Annotated in this window: 20 protein-coding genes and 1 tRNA gene; 14 read left to right on the top strand and 7 right to left on the bottom strand. The window is 46.4% G+C overall.

Annotated elements, in window-relative coordinates:
* Window positions 1–56 precede the first annotated feature (56 nt).
* Complete coding sequence (locus H3H32_RS10500; protein ID WP_182462621.1) at window positions 57–1,700, bottom strand: T9SS type A sorting domain-containing protein; 1,644 nt, start codon at window positions 1,698–1,700, stop codon at window positions 57–59.
* Window positions 1,701–1,823: 123 nt separating this feature from the next.
* Between H3H32_RS10500 and H3H32_RS10495 the strand changes: the two genes are divergently transcribed.
* From H3H32_RS10495 to H3H32_RS10455, 9 genes are all read left to right on the top strand, one after another.
* Window positions 1,824–2,279: a hypothetical protein gene (locus H3H32_RS10495; protein WP_182462620.1), complete on the top strand. Its 456-nt coding sequence runs from the start codon at window positions 1,824–1,826 to the stop codon at window positions 2,277–2,279.
* A 636-nt stretch (window positions 2,280–2,915) separates the two neighbouring features.
* Window positions 2,916–3,686: a polysaccharide biosynthesis/export family protein gene (locus H3H32_RS10490; RefSeq protein WP_182462619.1), complete on the top strand. Its 771-nt coding sequence runs from the start codon at window positions 2,916–2,918 to the stop codon at window positions 3,684–3,686.
* 17 nt (window positions 3,687–3,703) lie between these two features.
* On the top strand, window positions 3,704–6,052 hold the full coding sequence (locus tag H3H32_RS10485; protein ID WP_182462618.1) for a GumC family protein: 2,349 nt from the start codon (window positions 3,704–3,706) through the stop codon (window positions 6,050–6,052).
* An 11-nt stretch (window positions 6,053–6,063) separates the two neighbouring features.
* Window positions 6,064–6,723, top strand: coding sequence for a sugar transferase (locus tag H3H32_RS10480; RefSeq protein ID WP_182462617.1), 660 nt, complete (start codon window positions 6,064–6,066; stop codon window positions 6,721–6,723).
* Window positions 6,724–6,746: 23 nt separating this feature from the next.
* Window positions 6,747–8,108 (top strand): oligosaccharide flippase family protein, encoded by a 1,362-nt coding sequence (locus tag H3H32_RS10475; protein ID WP_182462616.1) that lies wholly within the window; start codon window positions 6,747–6,749, stop codon window positions 8,106–8,108.
* Window positions 8,092–8,733: an acyltransferase gene (locus H3H32_RS37965; RefSeq protein WP_182462615.1), complete on the top strand. Its 642-nt coding sequence runs from the start codon at window positions 8,092–8,094 to the stop codon at window positions 8,731–8,733. Before H3H32_RS10475 ends, H3H32_RS37965 begins: the two co-directional genes overlap by 17 nt.
* The gene (locus tag H3H32_RS10465) at window positions 8,730–10,142 is read left to right on the top strand and encodes a hypothetical protein (protein ID WP_182462614.1); all 1,413 of its coding nucleotides are present in this window, start codon (window positions 8,730–8,732) and stop codon (window positions 10,140–10,142) included. Before H3H32_RS37965 ends, H3H32_RS10465 begins: the two co-directional genes overlap by 4 nt.
* Before the next feature lie 11 nt (window positions 10,143–10,153).
* Window positions 10,154–11,026: a glycosyltransferase family 2 protein gene (locus H3H32_RS10460; protein ID WP_182462613.1), complete on the top strand. Its 873-nt coding sequence runs from the start codon at window positions 10,154–10,156 to the stop codon at window positions 11,024–11,026.
* Window positions 11,027–11,053: 27 nt separating this feature from the next.
* The gene (locus H3H32_RS10455) at window positions 11,054–11,794 is read left to right on the top strand and encodes an acyltransferase (protein WP_182462612.1); all 741 of its coding nucleotides are present in this window, start codon (window positions 11,054–11,056) and stop codon (window positions 11,792–11,794) included.
* A gap of 48 nt (window positions 11,795–11,842) precedes the next feature.
* On the opposite strand, the gene H3H32_RS10450 is transcribed toward H3H32_RS10455, so the two are convergent.
* Genes H3H32_RS10450 through H3H32_RS10440 form a run of 3 tightly spaced genes read right to left on the bottom strand, consistent with a single transcriptional unit; the run spans window position 11,843 to window position 14,798 of the window.
* The gene (locus H3H32_RS10450; RefSeq protein WP_182462611.1) at window positions 11,843–13,045 is read right to left on the bottom strand and encodes a glycosyltransferase family 4 protein; all 1,203 of its coding nucleotides are present in this window, start codon (window positions 13,043–13,045) and stop codon (window positions 11,843–11,845) included.
* A 2-nt stretch (window positions 13,046–13,047) separates the two neighbouring features.
* Window positions 13,048–14,001, bottom strand: coding sequence for a glycosyltransferase family protein (locus tag H3H32_RS10445; protein ID WP_182462610.1), 954 nt, complete (start codon window positions 13,999–14,001; stop codon window positions 13,048–13,050).
* A gap of 8 nt (window positions 14,002–14,009) precedes the next feature.
* Window positions 14,010–14,798, bottom strand: coding sequence for a WecB/TagA/CpsF family glycosyltransferase (locus H3H32_RS10440; RefSeq protein ID WP_182462609.1), 789 nt, complete (start codon window positions 14,796–14,798; stop codon window positions 14,010–14,012).
* Between the two features lie 185 nt (window positions 14,799–14,983).
* Between H3H32_RS10440 and H3H32_RS10435 the strand changes: the two genes are divergently transcribed.
* The 4 genes from H3H32_RS10435 (at window position 14,984) to H3H32_RS10420 (ending at window position 18,241) form a co-directional block, all read left to right on the top strand.
* Entirely contained in the window at window positions 14,984–15,778 is a 795-nt protein-coding gene (locus H3H32_RS10435; RefSeq protein WP_182462608.1) for a tyrosine-protein phosphatase, read from the top strand.
* 34 nt (window positions 15,779–15,812) lie between these two features.
* Window positions 15,813–16,676 carry an alpha/beta fold hydrolase gene (locus H3H32_RS10430; RefSeq protein WP_182462607.1) on the top strand — a complete coding sequence of 288 codons (864 nt, stop codon included), beginning with the start codon at window positions 15,813–15,815 and terminating at the stop codon, window positions 16,674–16,676.
* 96 nt (window positions 16,677–16,772) lie between these two features.
* The gene (locus tag H3H32_RS10425; RefSeq protein WP_182462606.1) at window positions 16,773–18,089 is read left to right on the top strand and encodes an MFS transporter; all 1,317 of its coding nucleotides are present in this window, start codon (window positions 16,773–16,775) and stop codon (window positions 18,087–18,089) included.
* Window positions 18,090–18,166: 77 nt separating this feature from the next.
* Window positions 18,167–18,241 (top strand) — tRNA-Val (locus tag H3H32_RS10420).
* A gap of 93 nt (window positions 18,242–18,334) precedes the next feature.
* Here H3H32_RS10420 and H3H32_RS10415 read toward each other — a convergent pair.
* From H3H32_RS10415 to H3H32_RS10405, 3 genes are all read right to left on the bottom strand, one after another.
* On the bottom strand, window positions 18,335–18,706 hold the full coding sequence (locus H3H32_RS10415) for a type II toxin-antitoxin system VapC family toxin (RefSeq protein ID WP_182462605.1): 372 nt from the start codon (window positions 18,704–18,706) through the stop codon (window positions 18,335–18,337).
* Window positions 18,707–18,871, bottom strand: a complete 165-nt coding sequence (locus H3H32_RS10410) for a hypothetical protein (protein WP_182462604.1) — start codon at window positions 18,869–18,871, stop codon at window positions 18,707–18,709. It abuts the gene before it with no gap.
* Window positions 18,872–18,969: 98 nt separating this feature from the next.
* On the bottom strand, window positions 18,970–20,091 hold the full coding sequence (locus H3H32_RS10405) for an acyltransferase family protein (RefSeq protein WP_182462603.1): 1,122 nt from the start codon (window positions 20,089–20,091) through the stop codon (window positions 18,970–18,972).
* Window positions 20,092–20,409: 318 nt separating this feature from the next.
* Here H3H32_RS10405 and H3H32_RS10400 point away from each other — a divergent pair, with 318 nt between their 5' ends.
* Window positions 20,410–21,141, top strand: a complete 732-nt coding sequence (locus tag H3H32_RS10400) for a TlpA family protein disulfide reductase (RefSeq protein ID WP_182462602.1) — start codon at window positions 20,410–20,412, stop codon at window positions 21,139–21,141.
* The last annotated feature ends 21 nt before the right edge of the window (window positions 21,142–21,162 follow it).

The raw sequence follows: 21,162 nt of genomic DNA, 5'->3' as shown, positions 1-21,162 counted from the left end.
CCTGATTATCAGAATCTACAGAAACTATAGAATCTAAGTTGGAAAAGCACTGGTAACTATCGATTTATAATTATTTTTTTCGTCTGACTTCCGATTTCGTTTTGAATCCGGAGAACATATAATCCGGCGGGCAAAGCAGCTACGTCAATAACCTCCTTAACACTGTTAACCCCTCTCCTAACGACGGGCTGGCCATTTGTGTTTAATAAAATCAGATCGGTGGCGACCGTAGGCAGGCTTCCAAACGACACGATTAAGGTAGTTTGGGTCGGGTTTGGGGACACCGTAAGGTCGGCAAATGCAGGATCTACTCCGGTTACAGTCCCTATATCAAATCGGCATAGGTACACTTCCGTACCGGTTAATTCAATGATGCGCTGCCATGATTTATAACGAACTGTAAGGCTGGTTTTCACGCCATCGGCCGCGTACGGATTTTGCGCAGCAATCAGGATTTTAGTATCCTTCACGACACCCCGCCAAACGGGCAGTTGCTTATCCATCAGGTCTCGTGCTGGTGTTTCAATCACCAGCTCAAACGGCGCCTGAAACATATCGGCAAAGCGAGACAGGCGATAAAGACCGTGCGTAAAATGCTCGTAAGCTGCATAGATATCTGTACGCGTTGATGCCAGTGTCGGGTTCTCCCAAAGCCACAAGCCCGCTGCGCCAGAAAAGAAGGGAAAAATGGCGGTTGCTTCGGCCATGAACGGCTGAATGAAGTTCAGGGCACTACTTGAGACATCGTCGTGATACCTCATCCAGACCCAGGGCACGACGGGCTTTGTACTCCACGCCCGCTGCACCTCGACCTGAAACAATAGATAGGCCAGATAATCCTTTGCCAGCGGGTTCGGATAGTCGTAATAATAATAAGCCGAGGGCGATAAGGCATCGAGTTGATCGTAATAAGGCCCCCCAATACCACGCCCCAGCGAATCCTGCACCATGTAATTGGTTCGACTTAGGTTAGTCGTCCAATCGGTCCAGGTAAAGGTTGGAACGTTCAGGTACGTATTTAGTACAGGAGTGTCGGCATAACTTGTCACACTACCCCCCGAAAGATCGGCGTGTTGGCGTACATACCGCATGCCCTCGGCGTAGAGATTGCGCATTGCTTTTTTATAGGCCGTCACAAAGTCAGCGTCGGAAAGGTTACGATAGGCGTCAGGAACCCGCGTATCTGTTTTGATTTTCAGGATTCGGGTGTCGGTTTCCAGAAAGCGTTCAATATCTAAAGCCAGTCGATTTACGGGAATAACATACAGGCCAGCTGCATTTTTCTGCCCACCTGACAGATCCGACAAAAAACGATCCCACTTGGCCCGATAAGCAGTCAAATCATTCGACCAGGGGCTTTCGATCGTCTCCCACGGCTGACCTAATCCGTCTGCAAATCCGTAATACACCAAGGCTCGTTGCTTCGCCTGTACCAGTGAACCATACTCATTATCTTTAATATCCACTAAATGGCTAAAGCCATGCCGAAGTGGGCTGGCCTGCGTATCGGAAAAACGCGGCCCACCGTAGATAACCGGGAAGGGGAGTGTAAAATCAGGGAACTTACTCCACTCAATCTGGTTAGGTGTGCTGACCGGCGTGAAGCTAAGCGGAGCAGCACACTCCTGGGCGTTGGCCGTTGAGCAAAAACATAGCCAACATCCAATAAGCCAGACAAAAATGCCAAATGAGACGCGCATGGGTTGAAATTTCGCCAAAACTAGTGAATTTTAGGGGCGCAAAATGACCCGGTTGCTAAACGAATTGGCAAACACCGCTCGTTATTTCGTTAAATAGGTCTAATAAAACGACTTTATCTCGTTATGAATACACTCCGATTTTTGATGGTATGTACCACGTTGTTGCTTACACTGACTCACTGCTCTACCGATAGCAACAACCCCACTCCTACCCAATCCTCACAAACCGACTTACTGGTTGCCAACAATTGGCGAACCGTTCAGGTATCGACTCCCGACGGACAGGCCATCAACAAAAGTCGTCTAAACCTGGTGACGCAGGTACTTTATGACCTAAATATGCAGTTTCGAAACGATGGTACTGTACGCGCCCTTGATCCAAAGCAATCCAATTCGGTTGTCAATGGTGGCACCTGGAAATTAGCTACCGACAACTTATCGATCGATGTAGATGTATCGGGTTTTAAAGGCAACTTCCCTATTGTTCAATTGACAAAGAACAAGCTTATCCTTCGCCAGCGGGCTCCAGTTGATGGAAAAGACGCCGATATCAATCTGGAGTTCGATCCTACATTATAAATACTCGCCACTTTAGCAGCAAAACAGTCCGACAACTATAAGCGAGAATTGTCAACCTAAAAAGTTACGTTTATACCCTATCGTTAACTTCAAATAGGTAATAATCGAAATCAATATAATTCCCCTACAATGCACCTCTTTTAAGAAATTAAGGGAGGTGCATTGTCTTTTACACCCTGTTTTCATCAATCGTAATCTGAATCCTCTCTAGCTCACAAAACTGTTCAGATTCGCGCCTAACTACATTGCCCAACTCGGCTGAATTTACGTAGCCTTGAGTAGAGTGGCCAGTGACTATGCGCCCAAACAGCGTCTAAGAGCTATTATACATTAGAGCACAGCACAAACTTATTATTAAATAGACAATTATTCATAGATAGATATTTATTGGTATAAATTTTGCTAAAAATAGCTTATTAATTATCATAATCTCTTTTCTCAAACTGGCTGTTTCACGTATTTTTTACTGATAATTAGCCAGCCAGAATGAGCTTGATTTAGTCTGCCCAAGAACTGTCTTAGGACGGCATAAAATCTTGGTTTTTTGACCTGTTTATGGATTTCTACCGAAATAGAATAGTACCCTATTTGAACGGTTGGACTAGTTTTAGTCTAACAATTCTTCGTGTAGTCAGAATGCTCACCATCTGGGGAGTATTAGGGCATATGATGGGATGTGTATCGTCTAAGCAAGTTGTCTATTTTCAAGACAATGCCGGAGCACGAAATAGTGTCCAACTTGCGGAGGCTTACATACCAACTATAAAACCGGGGGATGTCCTGTCGATTCAGGTTAGTAGCCTTAACCCGGAAGCTAGTGTTTACTTTAATCCATATACACCTACCAGCACAGCTAGTGTACGCACTCAGCAACAGACCAATACCAGCGGATTACCCGAAATGGCCGGTTATCTGGTAACCCCATCCGGCGATATTGAGTTGCCCCTTGTTGGCCGTCTGACCGTTTCCGATCTGACCATCAGCGAATGTAATGCACTGATTAAAAAGAAATTGACACCTTTCCTGAAGGAACCAACCGTTAATATCCGAAATCTAAACTTTCGTATTTCGGTACTTGGTGAAGTAAATCGTCCGGCTCTTTTCACGATTCCTAATGATCAGGTCACGTTAATTGAAGCGATAGGGCTGGCGGGAGATGCTACTATTTATGGGCGCCGGAACAATGTGCTGGTTATTCGGGAAGAAAATGGCAAAAAGACATTTGCCCGAGTCGACTTAACACAACGCGACCTCTTCCGCTCCCCTTATTACTATTTGCACCCTAATGATATTGTTTATGTCGAACCGGGTAAAGCTCGCGTAGCAAATGCCGACCGCTTTTACCTGATTGTCCCAACTGTACTCAGTGCATTGTCATTCATCGCCATTTTACTCACTCGAAGTTAAGTCAATGCACCCGCGCTATGTCTAATACATCTACTTATTCTTATGTGCCTTACCAGGTAATGGATGCCGATAGCAACTTTCGAGCAACGTTGCTTCGCTATGCCCGCCACTGGTACTGGTTTTTACTAACGATTGGGCTGATGCTATTAGCTGCTTATTTTTTCTTACAGTTTAAGCAGCCAATCTACCTCAGTCAGAGTAGTTTGTTAATAAAGGACGAGAAGAAAGGGCTCGATTCGGATAATATTCTGAAAGACCTGGAGATTTTCGCACCAAAAAAAATAGTTGAGAACGAGATCGAAGTGTTCAAATCGCACACCCTGATGAATCAGGTAGTACGAGAACTAGGGCTCGACGTAACCTATTATCACGATACCCCTTACGGTCGGCGGGAAGTATTTCAGCAGGCCCCTGTTCGACTTATTATTGAACAAGCCACCAACGCACTATATCAGAAAAAGCCATTTACGGTTCAGTTTATCGACGCCAATTCGATTAAAGTCGACGATAAGCTGTATTTGCTTAATACCAGCATACAAACGCCCATGGGACGCCTGCGATTCTTTCCCCGACAGGCCGTTTCTGCTAACACCGAGCCATTACTCATTCAGGTATCACCCCGCAACCAGACCACGAATAATTTTCTGCGCGTATTGAAAGCAGAACCCACCAGCAAGGCATCTACCGTGATTATGCTATCCATTGAAACGGGCGTCCCCGACAAAGGAGAAGCGATTTTGAACCGGTTGATTGACTTGTACACTAAGGCCTCTGTATTGGATAAGAACCGGGTTGCCTCCAATACCCTGAATTTTATTGACGACCGATTGCAACTGGTATCCGGTGAATTGCAAACGGTTGAAAAGGGAGTTGAAAACTATAAATCATCGGAGGGAATTACTGACTTAGGCATTCAGGCGAAAGGGTTTCTGGAAAGCGCGCAGCAAAACGATACCGAACTGAATCAGGTAACTATTCAGCTCAATGCACTGAACGACATTCAGAAGTATGTAAGCAGCCAGCCTTCTCATCGCAGTGGTACACCCGCAACAATAGGGTTAAGTGACCCTACACTGCTGGGTCTGTTCGAAATGTTCATGAAACTGGAAGCACAGCGCGATCAGTTAATGCGGACCACATCTGAGCAAAACCCATTGCTGCAAACGGTTAATAGTCAGCTTCGGACGGTTAAATCCAATATTTCAGAGAATATTGGCACGATGCGGGAAATTCTGTCAGGGACCCGGCAGCAATATTTAGCGAACAACCGAAAAATAGAGAGTGTCATTAAAACGATTCCTGCCAAAGAACGTATTCTGTTGAACATTACCCGGCAACAGGCCATCAAGAACGACCTGTATACCTATTTGCTCCGAAAGCGGGAAGAAACGGCCGTTTCATACGCATCGGCTATCTCGGACTCCCGCGTTATTGATGCTGCCCTTACGGACGAAAAGCCAATTAAGCCAAACCAGTCTTTATTTTATCTGCTGTTTGCTCTGGCGGGTCTGGCGCTGCCAACCGCTTTTCTGGGCGTATATGATCTGGTCAATAATCGGGTTATGCATCGCTCCGATGTCGAAGAAGGTACGCACGTTCCTATTCTGGGTGAGATTATAAAGAAAAGACAGACAGAGGCCGTTGTAGTTGCGAACCGAAGTAACACCGTCATTGCGGAACAGATCCGAATGCTACGGACGAACTTAAACTATCTGCGCAGCAATCAGGACAGTAGCCAGGTTCTATTATTCACGTCCAGCATTGAGGGAGAAGGGAAATCCTTTATATCGTTGAACCTTGGCGCTAGCCTGGCCTTGGTCGGGATGCGAACGGTAATTCTGGAAATGGATCTTCGGAAACCCCGGCTTCGACAATCCCTTAATTTACCCGATGCACCCGGCCTGAGCGAATACCTTTCGGGCGAAACAACACTGGGCCAGATTGTTACGGCTTTACCCGATAAACCGAACTATTTTATCATTACCAGTGGTGCCCTACCGCCCAATCCATCGGAAATTCTGGCGGGAACGCGGCTACAACAACTCATTCTCGAGCTACGAAAACACTTTGATTATATTCTGATTGATGCCCCGCCAGTTGGCCTGGTCACCGACGCGCAACTGATTGCCAACCATGCCGACGCCACTCTTTATATTGTTCGACACGACGTAACACCCAAAAACTGCCTGAGAATGCTGGAAGCCCTTTATCGGGAGAAACGGTTTAATAAACTCAATGTCATACTCAACGCCGTACAAAACGATGCCTCCAGCTATTACAGCTACGGTGGCTACAAAAGCGATTTGTATCAGGCCAAAGGACCCCTGAAAAAGAAGACATTTCTCAGTCGATTCAACCTAAACTAAAACCGGCAACTATGGTCTCCGAGGCAGTTAAATCCCAGGGGGTTGAGCAACGTAAAGCCCAGCTTCTGGCAACGTATTCGGTTCGTTATTCCACGAAACGGGTATTCGATCTGGTAATGAGTAGTCTGATTACTCTCCTTTTTCTAAGCTGGTTAATTCCGCTTATCGGAATAGCTATTGTGCTTACGTCGCCGGGACCAGTCATTTTTGTACAACTTCGCTCCGGTCGAAATGGGCAGCCGTTTCGATGCTTAAAATTCCGGACGATGTATACATCGAAAGATGCTTTTTTGCCAGCGGCTAAAAATGATCCTCGCGTAACCCCGCTTGGGCGCATTCTTCGTAGGACAAACTTGGATGAGCTGCCGCAATTTTTAAACGTGTTGATGGGCGACATGAGCTTGGTTGGACCACGTCCCCACCCGCTTAGCCTGGACGCCGAATATTGGCATACATTACCCAACTACCCCCTCCGTTACGGCATTCGCCCTGGTATTACGGGCTTGGCACAAATACGAGGTTGCCGGGGTAGTATTAGCTACAACCTGATGATGAAACACCGGGTTCGCTACGATCTATTCTACATTCAGAAAGCGTCATTTATGCTTGACACCCTCATTTGCCTACGAACACTGGTAGCTATGTTCTCAAGCAATACCGATGCTTTTTAACTTTCATTAATCAACGTCCATTTGTGATAAAATCTACGTTTCGTCAACGCATTGATGCCCGGAGCCTGATCGTCTATCGAAACATAGTCGAGTCGATCCTTCTTAAAGGGGCTGGTGTCTTGATCGGCTTTCTGACGGTTACCCTGACTGTTCAGTATATAAGTGTTAAAGATTTTGGTATCTGGATGACTATTACTTATCTAACCAGCTGGTTCAGTTTAGTAGATGTAAGTTTTGGAAATGGATTGCGAAATAGCCTGATGCTCTTTTTTGATACCGGCGACGATGAGCAGGCAAAAAAATATGTCAGTACGCTTTATTTCCTTTCGGGCATGGTTGCGCTGTTACTCTGCGTTGTCTTCGGCATTATTCATTTTTTCCTGGACTGGACACTTCTGCTCAATATCGACAGCAATCAACCTGCGCTTATTAACACAATCATTACCTATACCTTACTCAGTTTTAGTATACAGCTTCTGCTAAAACCAATCAACTCTATACTTCTGGCCGATCAACGAGCTTCAGCGGTCGCCGGAATTTTATTCTTTGTCAACCTACTGATTATTAGTATAATCTATATCGCATCAATCGTATTACATGAATCGTTGTTAGTCATTGCGCACATTTATAATGTGGTGCCCGTGCTTGTGTATGGTGGTGTTTCGGTCTATTATTTTCGAACTACCTATTCGCGATTAGGCCCCGGTATTACACACATAGACGTTACGTTAATCCCCAAGTTAATCACTGTAAGTGGCCAGTTTTTCTTTCTACAGCTGATCAGCGTTATTGTATTCACGTCTGGCGGCCTTTTCATTTCCTATTATCTTGGTTCCGATAGCGTGGCACCATATAGTATCGCGAACAAGTATTTCAGTGTGTTGCCCTTTATTTACGGCATTTTCATAACCCCATATTGGTCGGCATTTACGGATGCCTACCTCAAACAGGATACTGCCTGGATTCAGGCTACAATTCGACGGCTCAACCTGATCTGCGTTGCTACGGCTGGGCTTGCGTTACTCATGCTGGTAGTAGCTCAGCCTGTATTTTCGGTCTGGATTGGGACTAAAATATACATTCCAACCAGCCTGGCCATCTGGCTGACAGCCTATGTAATCAGCTTTATATTTCTGAGCAATTACAATTATTTCGTCAACGGTGTTGGCCAAATCAAGCCACTCGTTCATGCTTCTCTGGCGGGCATTGTCCTGTACTTCCCGCTCAACTACGTGCTTTTTCGGTTTACGGATGCGGGTGCAACCAGTGTCGTTATTGCTGGTACGATCTGGAATTGCTATTTGCTGATCGTTTGCATGAGACAATACCGTCAGATTATGACTAGACTAAACCATAAACCCGCTGTTTATGCTCTTCAGGATTAGTCGACTTGCCTATAGAAGTGTTCGATTCGTAAAAAGGAGAATCTGGCAGGTAGCTCAACAGGCACTCACTCAACTGCATTTCTACCTGAACGGGGTACGTTATGGAAAGGGTATGAGAAGCTATGGCGTTCCGGTTATCGACATTGTGGATGGAAGTCTAATGATCGTAGGTGAGTCGTTTGTATTGATCAATGGGATGAATTATAGCAATCGGATTGGCAGGCAGCAACCCTGTTTTTTCATTGCGAATCTGGGCGGAAAAATCCAGATCGGCGATCATGTGGGCATGAGTGCTACTGCCCTGGTCTGCCACGAGTCGATCACGATTGGCAACAACGTGACCATCGGTGGCAACACGGTCATTTACGATACCGATTTTCACAGTCTGGATGCTACTATCCGAGCAGGCCATGCCGACAATGCACTGGCAGCCACGGCTCCTGTGCTTATTCAGGACGGAGCCTTCATTGGCGCTCACGTTACCATATTGAAAGGAGTTACCATTGGCCACCACGCCGTAATCGGTGCAGGTTCCGTTGTTACCAAAAGCGTTCCAGCCAGGCAGATCTGGGCGGGTAACCCTGCTCAGTTTGTGAAAGATCTATCTACCGACTCAGGATCATGAAAAAGTATCTTCTGATCATCGTTTGTTGTCTGGCAGCCCAGCTAACACCGCTCCTATACCGGGCTGTATTCAACTACAATGAGTATTTTATCTATCCATCTTTCCTGAGCCATACCTTATTAATTGTCCCCATCTTCATCTTATTCCACTTAAAGAATCGCTTTACCAAAACCTTCCTGACCTTTTGGATATTGTGGCTCCACCTTGGAGAGCTCAAAATATTAAACTACTACTCCATTAATCCGTATTACATTTCAATGGATGAAGGGTGTATCATTTACAATCTCTTCCTGATTGCCATGAGCATCGGGATGCTCCTCTACGATGTAAACCACACCATTCCACCCATCACGCCAGAGCAAGCCGAAAAAGGTCGCCCCCTCTTGAATGATTTGACCTGGTTCGAATACCCACTTTTACTTTTCCCGCTAATCTGGTTTATCGACTTCTTTCGTAATGTAGGGTATATCCCCATTTTTTCAGGAAGCGACGTAACCGAAAAAATGTACCATATCAACTATGGCTACGTGTATAATTTTGGCTTCTTCAATTGTGTTTCCTCACTCCTGCTCTACGACCGTTTTCTGAAAAGCAGCCGAAAATCCGAGAAAATAGTCTGGCTTTCGATGACGATACTAGCGATTCTGATTACCTCAATCGATAGCAAACGCTTATTCCTGCTCATATCCATTGCTTCTATTTTTTTCTATGAAAAAATTATGGCGGGCAAATTCACGATTAATCTTCGATCGGTGGGTATGGTTTTCGGAGCAGCCATACTTTATATCAGTTTACAGAACTTACGATTAGGAAGTAGTGCAGCTTCCCAATTTGCCAGAGAAGGTCTTCCTATGGGAGTCGAATTTCGGGAGTATATCCGGGCTGTGAATGAATTTAAACCGGGCGAAATTCCTGGTTACGACCTCACCGCCAGTACCTTGGCCAACCTGATTAATTCAGCGATTCTAAACATAGCGGGTATCAACAAAATTGACCTGGTTATGAAAGACAGTGCCATGACATTTATGACTCTCTTTGACCCAGACAATATAATGGGGATTCGTACGGGTCTGATTTCGGAACTATACTTTGCCTATGATTTCTACGGGCTGATTATTATGCTGGTCTTCGGCTATATGGTCAGCTATGTGGCCTATGCCATGTTGGCTGCGCAGATGAAATCCAATATGCTTCTGCTTATTGTTATTTTTTCGCTGTTGATGCTAACTGCTTTTGGGCAAAGTTCAGTAACAGCGGGCTCGTTATGCGTGCTATTCTACTTACATCTCGTGATTCGGTGGGCCCGACCAACGCGCTATACCAATGACGAGGATTCCCTCGATCGGGAAGGCGAACCGTTCGATAAACACCCAATGGAGAGTCCTGATCTAACGTATCCGGTACGATAACCTCTGAAGTTATGATCTACGTGGTTATTCCAGTTTATAATCGAAAGCAATATACCCGAAAATGTCTTTCCTGCCTGAGCGCGCAAACAGAGCGTGCGCATACGGTAATCGTTGTTGATGATGGGTCTACTGACGGAACAGCAGAGATGATTCACGCTGAATTTCCTGAGGTGATTGTCTGCACAGGAACGGGCTCGCTCTGGTGGGCAGGCGGCACCAATTTAGGGATTCAATACGCACTGAAAAATTTGCCTATTACTGAAAATGACTTCCTATTGACCCTAAATGACGATACCGAAGTAGGCCCCGATTACTTAACCAATTTATTGAAGGCGTTCAACACAAACCGCCCCTGCCTGATCGGTTCAATATCCATTGATAGTCAGGACCCGAACCGTCTGCTATATGCCGGAACAGAGTTGGACATGGCATTCGCCAAGATACGAGACGTGGCCCAAAGCCGCTTTCATCAGCAGTACGCAACGTTAGCCAAAGGTCCGCTTTACTTGCCTACAGACTGTTTGCCCGGTCGTGGCCTATTGATTCCCAAAATCGTCTTTACTAAAATTGGGCTATTCGATGAAACCCACTTTCGGCACCACATGGCCGATCTTGATTTTTCAATACGCGCCCGAAAAGCCGGTTTCCCTTTAGTTATTGCCACCGATTGTGTAGTCTTTGAACATGCTGACGCAACCGGCTTGATCTACAACAAAACGACCTCGCTACGCCAGTTCTGGGAAGCTTTATTTACGATCCGTTCGCCTTTAAACCTCAACACACGGTATCACTTCGCCCGAATTCACGCGCCGATCATGCCGCTCTATTTCTCATTCGATCTGGCTCGCATTTTTGGTGGCTACATTCTGCGAAAAATGCGCTAAAACTACCCCATTTAATTGCCCCCCCGAATGAAACAGCGAATCAAGGCATTTATCAAGCAACACCCGATGTTAGTAAAGCTAGCCCTGGTGATTCAAACGGGATCGTTGCTGAAGCTAACGTTAACGAAAAAGATTCGGGGCAAACAAAACAGAATCACGGTTGCTCTCTCCGCCTTTTGCGTAAACTGCGTGGTTGATATTGTCGGCAGCAATAACATCATTATCGTAGAAGAAGGAGCTCGGCTTAACGGGGTCACGTTCTACATCAGAGGCAATGAAAATCGTATTTTTATTGCTAAACAGGTGCGGTTCAATAAGGGAGGCAGTCTCTGGATCGAAGACGAACGGGGAGAAATCAGTATTGGCGAACGAACCGAAATTGAAGATGTGCATGTTGCGGTTACAGAACCTGGCTCCGCCGTCCAGATCGGCAAAGGCTGCTTATTAGCGTATGATATTGATATACGTACTGGGGATTCACACTCAATACTAGATGCCGCAACCCAGCGACGAATTAACTATGCCAAAGATGTGATCATCGAAGATCATGTTTGGGTTGCTGCCCACTGCAGCATATTGAAAGGAGTCCGTGTTCGAAAAGACTCAATCGTAGCCACCCGATCGGTATTAACAAAATCATTTAATCAGGACGGTATAATTGTTGGCGGCAACCCTGCTAAAATTTTGAGGGAGAATATAACCTGGAACCGGGACCGTATTTACGATCCAAGTATGACCCCGATGGGGTCAAATGTTTGTAGAAAATGAGCTTTCACTATAAATATTTGACCCCGTCGGGGTCACACAAGATGTCGATCAACTCAACTCTGCTTGATTACTTATCTTTTTGCCCTTGATTAACGTTTCATACAGATTCAATGTCGCCTGGTGCGACGCTTCTTTAGAATACGGCTCATACCGTTGTCGACTGGCCATAGCATATCGTTCTCGCAACTCCGGTTGTCGGTTGATCTGATCAATAATCCGGCTCAGATCGTCGCTGTTGCCGGGTGCAAACAAATGTCCGGCGGCCGGAGCCTCCCCTACCTCCCGCAGATTACCCTGGTCTGAACAGATTACCGGCGTACCGGTAGCAAACGCTTCGAGCACCACGAGTGGCAAAGCCGCTTCGTAACAAAGCGACGGGACAATGAGGGCACGGCACGTTTTCATGGCTAAGGTTACGGCGGAGCGGTCCTGCCAGCCCGCGTAGTCAATGCCAGACTGAGCGGCTGCGGTTTGCAACACCTTATTTTCCAAGGGGCCACTACCAATAATTTTGAGGGGGAACGGGGACTTCCGCACTGCATTGAGCAGCACATCTATCCCTTTCTCACCTGATAATCGGCCTACGTACAAAAAGAAATCCTGCCGCCCAGTAGCGTCAGCCTCACCCGAATCGGACACAAAATTCGGTTTGACCACCACCTGAGCAGTTGATAGGTTCAGCGACGACGCGAGGATTTTCTGACGAACAAACTCAGTTAGAACAACAAATCGGTCCACACTTCGCCAGATGCCAGTCAGTTTATGCAGCGTCGTTATTAGACTTAGCTGTGCCGATTGCAGATGCGAATCACGGAAACAGCCATGACGGATCCCCGCCAGCGGAACCATTTGCGTCAGGCAGGTTTCGCAGGGCACCTTGCCTTCACGCATGAGCAAGCCATTTAAGCACAGCAAGCGATAATTGTGTACCGTCATGACCACAGGCACACCACGTACCTTAGCCACCCGGATCACAGCTGCTGTAGCGGTATAAAACAGATTGTGAATATGAACAACATCGGGTTTAAACCAGTCAATAACGGCTTCTGTTCGGGCGGCCGACTTGGTATTATATAAGGATCTGGTAACAGAACCCAGCTTATTCAGCAGGGATCCCTCGAAGGTTTCATTCGTAAATGTAAGCGTCTCAACCTCAACGCCATTTTCGCGCAGTAAATTGGTCTCCTGGTAAAAAACAGTATCCTCTCCCCCAGCTTGCTGATAAAAATTATGAATGAGTAATACGCGCATAGTTATTTCCCAACCCAATTAGTTATTCCCCCACCACTTTTAAGAGCAGATAGTCCCAGCATCAAATATGTCTTCAGCTTATTCCAGGCTCGAACCGGAATACTGAATTTTCGACGAAACCGCTGGGCATAGTCTGGATTGATTACTACAGAGGTAGGTAAGTAAAACTGTCGGCTTACTCCCGAATCCAGAGCGGTTTTATAGCGGTTGTAAACAACCTCAGTCGTTGAATCAATGGAGTCGACACCAATATTGATCGTTTTGGAAACGGTCGGATAAACGGTTACTCCATTCGCTTTAAACTCACTATAACACAGACGAATATCCCAGGCATCAATTTCTTTCGTTTGTGCTCGTGTCAACATCCGAACCCGATCCTGACCATCTTTATTAAACGCCTTTCGGGCTGCTTCGTCGGCAATGAACGCGTCAAAATCGGTCAACTCCCAGTCTACTTTCTGCCAACGATCGGCCCAAATGGCCCACCCCCAGGCACAGCTTCTTCCGAAGAAATACACGTCTGACTCGTAGCCAGATGGTCGTGAAAATGGAAACGTATACCCCCCTATCGAGAATACCTTGGGGGTATCGGCATATTCTGCCAGACACTGGTTCATGTAATCCAGGAAGTTTCGGCTGGTTACGATATCGTCTTCCAGAACAATCACTGACTTATGTTTCTGAACGACAGACGTTACGCCTGCAATAATCGAATTAGCACATCCCTGATTCTGCTTTTGATAAACCCGATGTACTTGTTTAAATCCGGTTACACAATCTACTAACGCCCGAACAGCGTCAACTTTAGCCGCTTCATCCGCCCGTTCGGGTCTGGGTCCATCCACAAAAACGTACAACTCACTTTCAGAAGCTAAGTAGTTGTTCTGTAGGGCCGTAAGTGTTTGCTGAAGTTCGTCAACACGTTTAAAAGCGAATAAAACTATTGGGGCTGGCATAGTAGTCGTTAGTCTGACTTCTGGAGAAACCATTGCTTCAGGAGGTAATACACAAACAAGGAATTGGTCATAAAATAGCGTGAGAACAAACGGCGTGGCTCCTGAAGTAACCGATAGAGCCACTCTAGACCAGCCAGTTGCATCCAGCGGGGAGCTCGTTTTTGCACACCCACAGTTACGGGCAATGCTCCTCCTACACCGAGCAAAACAGCAGGAATTCGATGGGATAAACCAGCCATCCACTTCTCCTGCTTTGGGCAACCTAACACTACAAAAACCAGGCGCGCTCCCGACGCGCTGATGCGTTCCACAATGTCCTCTTCTTCGGCAAACGTAAGGGATCGAAAAGGTGGAGAATACATACCCGCAATCGACAGGTTAGGGTGGTGATGCCGACAAAAATTAGCGCAGGAGTCGAGGACTTCAGGCGTCGAACCATAGAAATAAACGGGCACGTTCTCCGAAGCCGCTTCCTGTAGTAATGTCGGGAGTACGTCTAACCCTGTAATCCGTTCCTGCCGAATGCCGTATAGGAACCGCAGTGCCCAGGCTACTGGTACACCATCAGCAGTAGTCCAGGTAGCGGCATTGACTCTATTGGCAAAAGCCGGATCGCGAGTGGCTTCAACAACCATGTGTGCATTGGCAAAACACGCGTAGCCCGAACGGCGTTGGTGAACCGCTTGCAGTACTTCCCGAATAAACTCATGATACGAAACAAGCGTCACCTCCAGACTACCAATTTTCTTCCGAAAAGAGAGCAGTGCTTGTGCGTCGGAAGTAATTGAAAATGACATAGTACCTACGACTAATAACCTATTGCTAGTAGACGTAATTTCACCTGAAAGTAACATTGTTCAGGAATTCGCCGGAGCGTAGCTTAACGATAGAAAGCCGATTAGATGAACCTTCTCAATGCAGTTTACTGTACATTTACAAGCAGATGAGTTGAACATCTGACATTAGTCGTGCCTTCCACCCAATGAATCGTGTAAATAAATTACTAAGCCGCCTGCTTTCCCTGTTCCGAAATCAGCCTGGCTCGTCTACTGAACCACCCACTTGCTACTGGCAAACGGACATACACTCTCATTTTCTGCCAGGTGTCGACGATGGGGTCAACAGTCAGGAAGAAGCGCTTATTTGTCTGCAACAATTTTCGGACTGGGGAATTCGCAGAATCATTACTACACCACACGTTAGCCAGGATTGGTATCCAAATACGAAAGCGACATTACTCGACGGGCAGGCTATGCTACAAGCTTTAGTGAACGAACACCAGATTCCACTGGTCGTTGAGGTGGCCGCCGAATATCAAGTCGACGAATTATTTCTGGATCTGCTACGCGATGACCAGTTACTGAGTTTTGGGAGCCAAAAGTATGTGTTGTTTGAAACGGGATGGGCGGCAGCGCCTACCTTTCTGAACGAAATAATTTTTCATTTACTCACTCAGGGATATCAGCCATTGTTAGCTCACCCTGAACGTTATACGTATTACCACAACGACCTGAAAGCCCTGTCAGATTTGCGCAAGGCGGGCTGTTTGTTTCAATTAAACTGGGGCTCTATGACCGGCCGTTATGGGCGAAAAGTGCAAGCCCAGGCCCACCGCTTATTGACGAACAAATGGGTCGATTTTATGGGATCGGATATTCATCGACCAGCTGATCTGAGCTTGTTTAACCAATTAGTCACTTCGGCAGATTATCCCCTTCTGGCCCAACAACCGCTCCGCAATCAGGCATTGTTCGATGAGCTAAATCAAGTTAACTAACCTACTTTACTTTTATTCTGACCTGGTCGCACGTATGCAAGCTCTACGCTTTGAAACTGAACCCGGATTTTTTATTACGGCCGATGCCTGGGGCGATCCGGCGAATCCCCCTGTGCTGCTATTACATGGTGGTGGCCAAACAAGACATTCTTGGGGCGATACCGCTCGTTGGCTGGCCGATGCAGGCTGGTACGCGATTGCCTTCGATGCACGCGGGCACGGCGACAGCGACTGGTCGGCTGAGGCCCATTATAGTATTGACTACCTGGCCAGCGACCTCCGCGCTTTAGTATCTCAACTCGATCAGAAACCCGCTCTGGTGGGTGCATCGATGGGTGGCATGACGGCGCTGATTGCCGAAGGCGAGCGTCCAACTGGTACCGAATCCATCTGTACGGCCATTGTTCTGGTCGACATAGCACCACGAACTGAGCAAAAAGGCATTGAGCGGATTTTTGCCTTTATGAGTAACAATCAGAACGGATTTGCCAATCTGGATGAAGCTGCCGACGCCGTTGCGGCTTACCTCCCCCATCGTCCGCGTCCATCCGATCACAGCCGCTTAGAAAAAAACCTTCGTCTGCGAAAAGGCCCATCTGGTGAGCCTCGGTACTACTGGCACTGGGACCCAACTATGTTGGCCGTCTGGAGACAAACGACAGACCCGGCCAGGCAGACTCAGAATGAAGAACGCTTGTACAAGGCCGCCCGGGCGCTAACCGTGCCCACGCTGATTGTTCGAGGAGGAATCAGCGATGTAGTCAGCGAAAAAGTAATGGCTGAATTTCTGGATGCGGTTCCACACGTGCACAGCGTGAGTGTTTCCGATGCCGGCCATATGGTTGCCGGCGATTCAAATCATGCATTTACTAAAGGCGGTCATAAACTTTTTAATTAGCGAAAGAGTGAATGAGTGAAAGAGCGCGTCACATCAACAACTGCGTTTCGTATCTTCACTCTCTCGCTCATTCGCTCTTTCACTCATTCACTTTCTATGTCCAAAAACTCCCCCCGCATCCTGACTGCCTGGACTTTTTATGACTGGGCCAATTCGGTGCATTCGCTGGTCATTGTGTCCAGTATTTTTCCGGTTTATTTCTCTGCCACTGCGCTCAATGAGGCCGGTGGACCCATCATTAACTTTCTGGGCATTTCCATTAAGAACTCAGTCCTGTTTTCCTATACCATCTCGGCTGCATTTCTGTTTACGGCCCTGTTGTCGCCCCTTTGCTCAGCCATTGCCGATTATAGTGGCCGGAAGAAAACGTTTATGAAAGTTTTCTGCTATACCGGAGCTATTAGTTGCAGTCTACTTTATTTTTTCACGAAGGAAACCACCACATTCGCCATTATCTGCTTCTGGATCAGCCTCATAGGCTGGAGCGGCAGTATCGTATTTTACAACTCCTACCTGCCCGACATTGCCACCGAAGATCAATTTGACCGCGTCAGCGCGCGCGGCTTTTCGATGGGGTATTTGGGGAGCGTATTGCTCATGATTCTGAACCTGCTGGTGATTCTGAAACGGGAGTGGTTTGGGAATATATCGGAGGCTATGGCGTCCCGAATTGCCTTCCTCACTGTTGGCTTATGGTGGGTTGGGTTCGCGCAAATTCCGTTTAGTAGGCTACCTGACGGCGTTAAAAAGGCGACTGATAAAACCGGCAATTACCTGCTCAATGGCTTTAAAGAGTTGCAGCAGGTATGGGGCACTTTGCAGGAGCGCCCACTCGCCAAACGCTTTCTGATATCGTTTTTTGTATATAACATGGCGGTAATGACTGTTATGTACGTGGCCACCATTTTCGGAAGCGATGAATTAAAACTACCCGGTCAAAGCCTGATTATTACGATTCTGCTTATTCAGCTGGTAGCCATTCCGGGGGCCTACGGATTTTCCTGGTTATCTGAGCGAATCGGCAATACGTATGCCCTAATGACGGCGGTTTTCATCTGGATTCTGATCTGTACCGGGGCCTATTTTGTGCAAACCGAGACGCAGTTTTTTGCCCTGGCAGCCGTCGTAGGCTTAGTTATGGGCGGTATCCAGTCGCTGTCTCGTTCGACCTATTCCAAGCTCATTCCGGCTACGAGCGATACGGCCTCTTATTTCAGCTTTTACGACGTCATCGACAAGACATCCACGGTATTTGGCACGCTGGTTTACGGATTGATCGAACAACTAACGGGCAGCATGCGCAACAGTATACTAGCGCTATTGGTCCTGTTTGTCATTGGGTTCCTACTTTTATTGCGAATTCCTTCACAAAAAGTTTACCACACCCCTTTAGAAACTGAGGAAGTTTTGTAATTTTGCACTCCCTAAACGGGAATGAATAATGTATAGTGGATAATGCATTATGCCATTGAATCATTGTCATTCACTAAAGGAGGTTAGCTCAGTTGGTTCAGAGCGCTGCTTTGACAGAGCAGAGGTCAGCGGTTCGAGCCCGCTACTTCCTACTAAAATCCCCAAATTCGCTGAATTTGGGGATTTTTATTTGCGGCAGTGCACACCTTACTAAAGCTAATAAATAGTATTTTTTTTTTGGATTCTTAACGCTGTGGGAGCATTATTACATCAGTACCACGTAAGCTACTAAACTTCTCGTCGGCCGTTACTAAGGGTAATCCAGCCTCTATAGCCGATGCACCAACGATTGCATCCATTAATTTAAGTCGGGTTGATAAGCGGACCTTGATAGCCCGATCTTTAATTGCATCTGTCAGATCGACAATGATGCAATAGGATAATAAATCACGAATAATTGCTCGTTCACTCGCCTTGATATTTGGTTTGCACTGCATTTCCATCTCAGTAATAGCTGAAATATAGATCCGCTTTTCAGCCAATAAAGCACTTACTAGAGCATCCCCTTCTAATAACCGGATTAGGGCGTTTGTATCGCAAAACAGGCGTTCTTTCATTTATTCACCCCGTAATTCGCGCTGATATTCCACAGCATCCTGCCCCCACTTTATTTTTCCCGAAAATCGGCTCACATCCAAAGGCTGCCCAGTAGATGGCTTGATTTTGTCCAGGGCTTCCTTAATCTGTTTAGGCGTAGCGTCCTTCTTTAGCCGAATAGTCATAATAATGTAGTAGGATTATTTGTCGTAAAGATAATAGTCCTGAACCCCAAAAAGCGAGTTAGTGAAATCATTGTAAGTTTATAACAGTTGCGTCCCAGTTATGATTTCATATCTCCTCTATACCGCTTCCCATTCAAATATCCACGAAGTGGAATATCGTACAAGGTCATGGCGATATAGGCTTGCACGATCATGAAAACGATGGTTAGCGATATAATCAGGAAAAGTTCTTGGGCGCTGAGTTTGTGGTTGCTGATGTAGTAGGCAAATAGCCAGATAGCCCAGTAATGCGTCATGTACAAGGGATAGGACAATTTCCCCAGGAAATCCGAGAAATTGACCATGCTGGGCGACAATGTCGAACCCGCTCCCAACGAAATGATAAGCGGGAAATACACTAATACTACCAGCGCTTCGGCAAGCCAATTCCAGTTACCATATGGCATCAAGAAGGCAAACGATACGAATACGGCCAGCCCAAGAAATCCGATTTTGTTTTTGATAATCCAGTTAGCCCGGTAGATGAACAGGCCCGCCGAAAACGAATAGGAAACACGGGCACAGCCATCCCAGAAATTGTCTTTACTCCAGCCACCCATCAGATTCCCGGTCTGGTAGCTAATCCAAAAAATCCACGCGCCTGCCAGTATGGTCAGCACAGCCAGATAACGACGTTTGAGCCGACAAAGAATAAGCACATAAACCAGATTGGCGATATACTCCCAAAACAATGACCAAGCAGGGGCATTGAAGCCAAAGAGGTTAAAAACACGCTCCTTCATGATGGGAAGCGGAATCACAAGAATCGAGCAGGTAAATAGCAGTATAAGTTTACCGATCGTGTAGGCCTCCGAATTATCGACAAACGGATCGGCCAGAAAAGCGATCAGGCCCAGCACAGACCCTAGTATAACCAATGGATGCAACCGGATTAGTCGGGCTTTTAAGAACTCCGTAATCCCTATTTTTTCAATTCGGTCATCATAGGCATACCCGATAACAAATCCGGATAGACAAAAGAAAAAGTCGACGGCTAAAAAACCATGACCAATAAAGTTTTGGCGAGGCTCGGGGTAGACGCATTCCATGAAATGAAAAATCACCACAGCGAACGCAGCTATGCCTCGTAATCCGTCAAGAATGACAAAATGCGATTTCGGCTTTAGAAGCCCAGGAATATGGGAAGTACCAACAGAAGTCTCGACGTTTAGGTTGGTCATGCTTGTTTTGGAGGAGTTAATCCGAATAAAATTATGTACTAAAAAGGGACGGTTCAGTTTTTGTGGCAAAAGTACACTGTTTGTTTTTGTTCTTTTTTAACCGCAGAGAGCGCAATGAATTATCGCTTTTTTTGTCATCCCGACCTTAGGAGGGATCTCAAGCTTCGTACTAGTCAAACTTGAGATCCCTCCTAAGGTCGGGATGACAAAAGTAGCCTAGCCTAGATTTTTCAATAAAAGGAAAAGTTTAAAGCGTGTACAACTAACGATAAGGGTACTCCCGCTAATTTTGGGCGAACATTACCATCCATACAACCCATGAAATTTGTCCTTCTCGTTGTTTTATTCGCCTTCGCACTTCGGTCTTCATTTGCTCAAATGCCCCAAACAAGTCAGGTCGGCATCAGACGGGCCGTAAAAATTGATAAGAACACCCGATTCATTGACAAAGTTACAGGCAAACCCATCTCCTATTCGGCGTATCAGGAGTTGATGACCAAAGACCCATTTGGCTACCATTTAGAGCCTATTATCGATGAATACGGACAGCCCAGCGCCTACAGCATTCGGGCTTGCACCCCCGAAGAGCGAACAACGCATAGTTTCAACGATATTGATATAACGCTGCGACCTAAAATAGGCGAACCAATGCAGGAATTTATCATGAAGGGGATCGATGGGAAAGTATACCGATTATCAGAATTAAAAGGTCAGGTCGTTGTTTTGAGCTTCTGGGTTAGCTTACAGAAACCGTTTTGGGGTCCCAATGATGCAAAACGATTCGCCGATGCCTTGCGACCTTTCCAGTCAGAAAACGCGCCTATTATCTTAGGCATTTTACAGGATTCGAAGGAAGAAATCGCCAGCGTAATGGCCACCGAAACCCTTCCGTTTATGCCAATTCCTGATTCTCTCGGCTTTAATAGCAAATTTCAGGTAACAAGCATACCCAGTTTTATCATCATTGATCGCTCCGGCAAAGTGGCCAATTATATTGAGGGGTCAGATTATGATCAACTCCAAAAAGCCCTGCAGACAGTAGCTCGCTAAGCAAGATTGGCTTTTGACTAT

The sequence above is a fragment of the Spirosoma foliorum genome, from assembly GCF_014117325.1.
Classification (GTDB): Bacteria; Bacteroidota; Bacteroidia; order Cytophagales; family Spirosomataceae; genus Spirosoma; species Spirosoma foliorum.
The sequence above is the reverse complement of the archived record's forward strand: the minus strand, read 5'-3'. Positions and strand labels throughout refer to the sequence as shown.

Bases quoted from the DNA above. Each gene is read 5' to 3' on its own strand.
- H3H32_RS10415 (WP_182462605.1), bottom strand. From the start codon at position 18,706: ATGAAAGAACGCCTGTTTTGCGATACAAACGCCCTAATCCGGTTATTA.
- H3H32_RS10430 (WP_182462607.1), top strand. From the start codon at position 15,813: ATGCAAGCTCTACGCTTTGAAACTGAACCCGGATTTTTTATTACGGCC.
- H3H32_RS10400 (WP_182462602.1), top strand. From the start codon at position 20,410: ATGAAATTTGTCCTTCTCGTTGTTTTATTCGCCTTCGCACTTCGGTCT.
- H3H32_RS10485 (WP_182462618.1), top strand. From the start codon at position 3,704: ATGTCTAATACATCTACTTATTCTTATGTGCCTTACCAGGTAATGGAT.
- H3H32_RS10435 (WP_182462608.1), top strand. From the start codon at position 14,984: ATGAATCGTGTAAATAAATTACTAAGCCGCCTGCTTTCCCTGTTCCGA.
- H3H32_RS10425 (WP_182462606.1), top strand. From the start codon at position 16,773: ATGTCCAAAAACTCCCCCCGCATCCTGACTGCCTGGACTTTTTATGAC.
- H3H32_RS10495 (WP_182462620.1), top strand. From the start codon at position 1,824: ATGAATACACTCCGATTTTTGATGGTATGTACCACGTTGTTGCTTACA.
- H3H32_RS10450 (WP_182462611.1), bottom strand. From the start codon at position 13,045: ATGCGCGTATTACTCATTCATAATTTTTATCAGCAAGCTGGGGGAGAG.
- H3H32_RS10500 (WP_182462621.1), bottom strand. From the start codon at position 1,700: ATGCGCGTCTCATTTGGCATTTTTGTCTGGCTTATTGGATGTTGGCTA.
- H3H32_RS10405 (WP_182462603.1), bottom strand. From the start codon at position 20,091: ATGACCAACCTAAACGTCGAGACTTCTGTTGGTACTTCCCATATTCCT.
- H3H32_RS10465 (WP_182462614.1), top strand. From the start codon at position 8,730: ATGAAAAAGTATCTTCTGATCATCGTTTGTTGTCTGGCAGCCCAGCTA.
- H3H32_RS10490 (WP_182462619.1), top strand. From the start codon at position 2,916: ATGCTCACCATCTGGGGAGTATTAGGGCATATGATGGGATGTGTATCG.
- H3H32_RS10460 (WP_182462613.1), top strand. From the start codon at position 10,154: ATGATCTACGTGGTTATTCCAGTTTATAATCGAAAGCAATATACCCGA.
- H3H32_RS10480 (WP_182462617.1), top strand. From the start codon at position 6,064: ATGGTCTCCGAGGCAGTTAAATCCCAGGGGGTTGAGCAACGTAAAGCC.
- H3H32_RS10455 (WP_182462612.1), top strand. From the start codon at position 11,054: ATGAAACAGCGAATCAAGGCATTTATCAAGCAACACCCGATGTTAGTA.
- H3H32_RS10440 (WP_182462609.1), bottom strand. From the start codon at position 14,798: ATGTCATTTTCAATTACTTCCGACGCACAAGCACTGCTCTCTTTTCGG.
- H3H32_RS37965 (WP_182462615.1), top strand. From the start codon at position 8,092: ATGCTCTTCAGGATTAGTCGACTTGCCTATAGAAGTGTTCGATTCGTA.
- H3H32_RS10445 (WP_182462610.1), bottom strand. From the start codon at position 14,001: ATGCCAGCCCCAATAGTTTTATTCGCTTTTAAACGTGTTGACGAACTT.
- H3H32_RS10410 (WP_182462604.1), bottom strand. From the start codon at position 18,871: ATGACTATTCGGCTAAAGAAGGACGCTACGCCTAAACAGATTAAGGAA.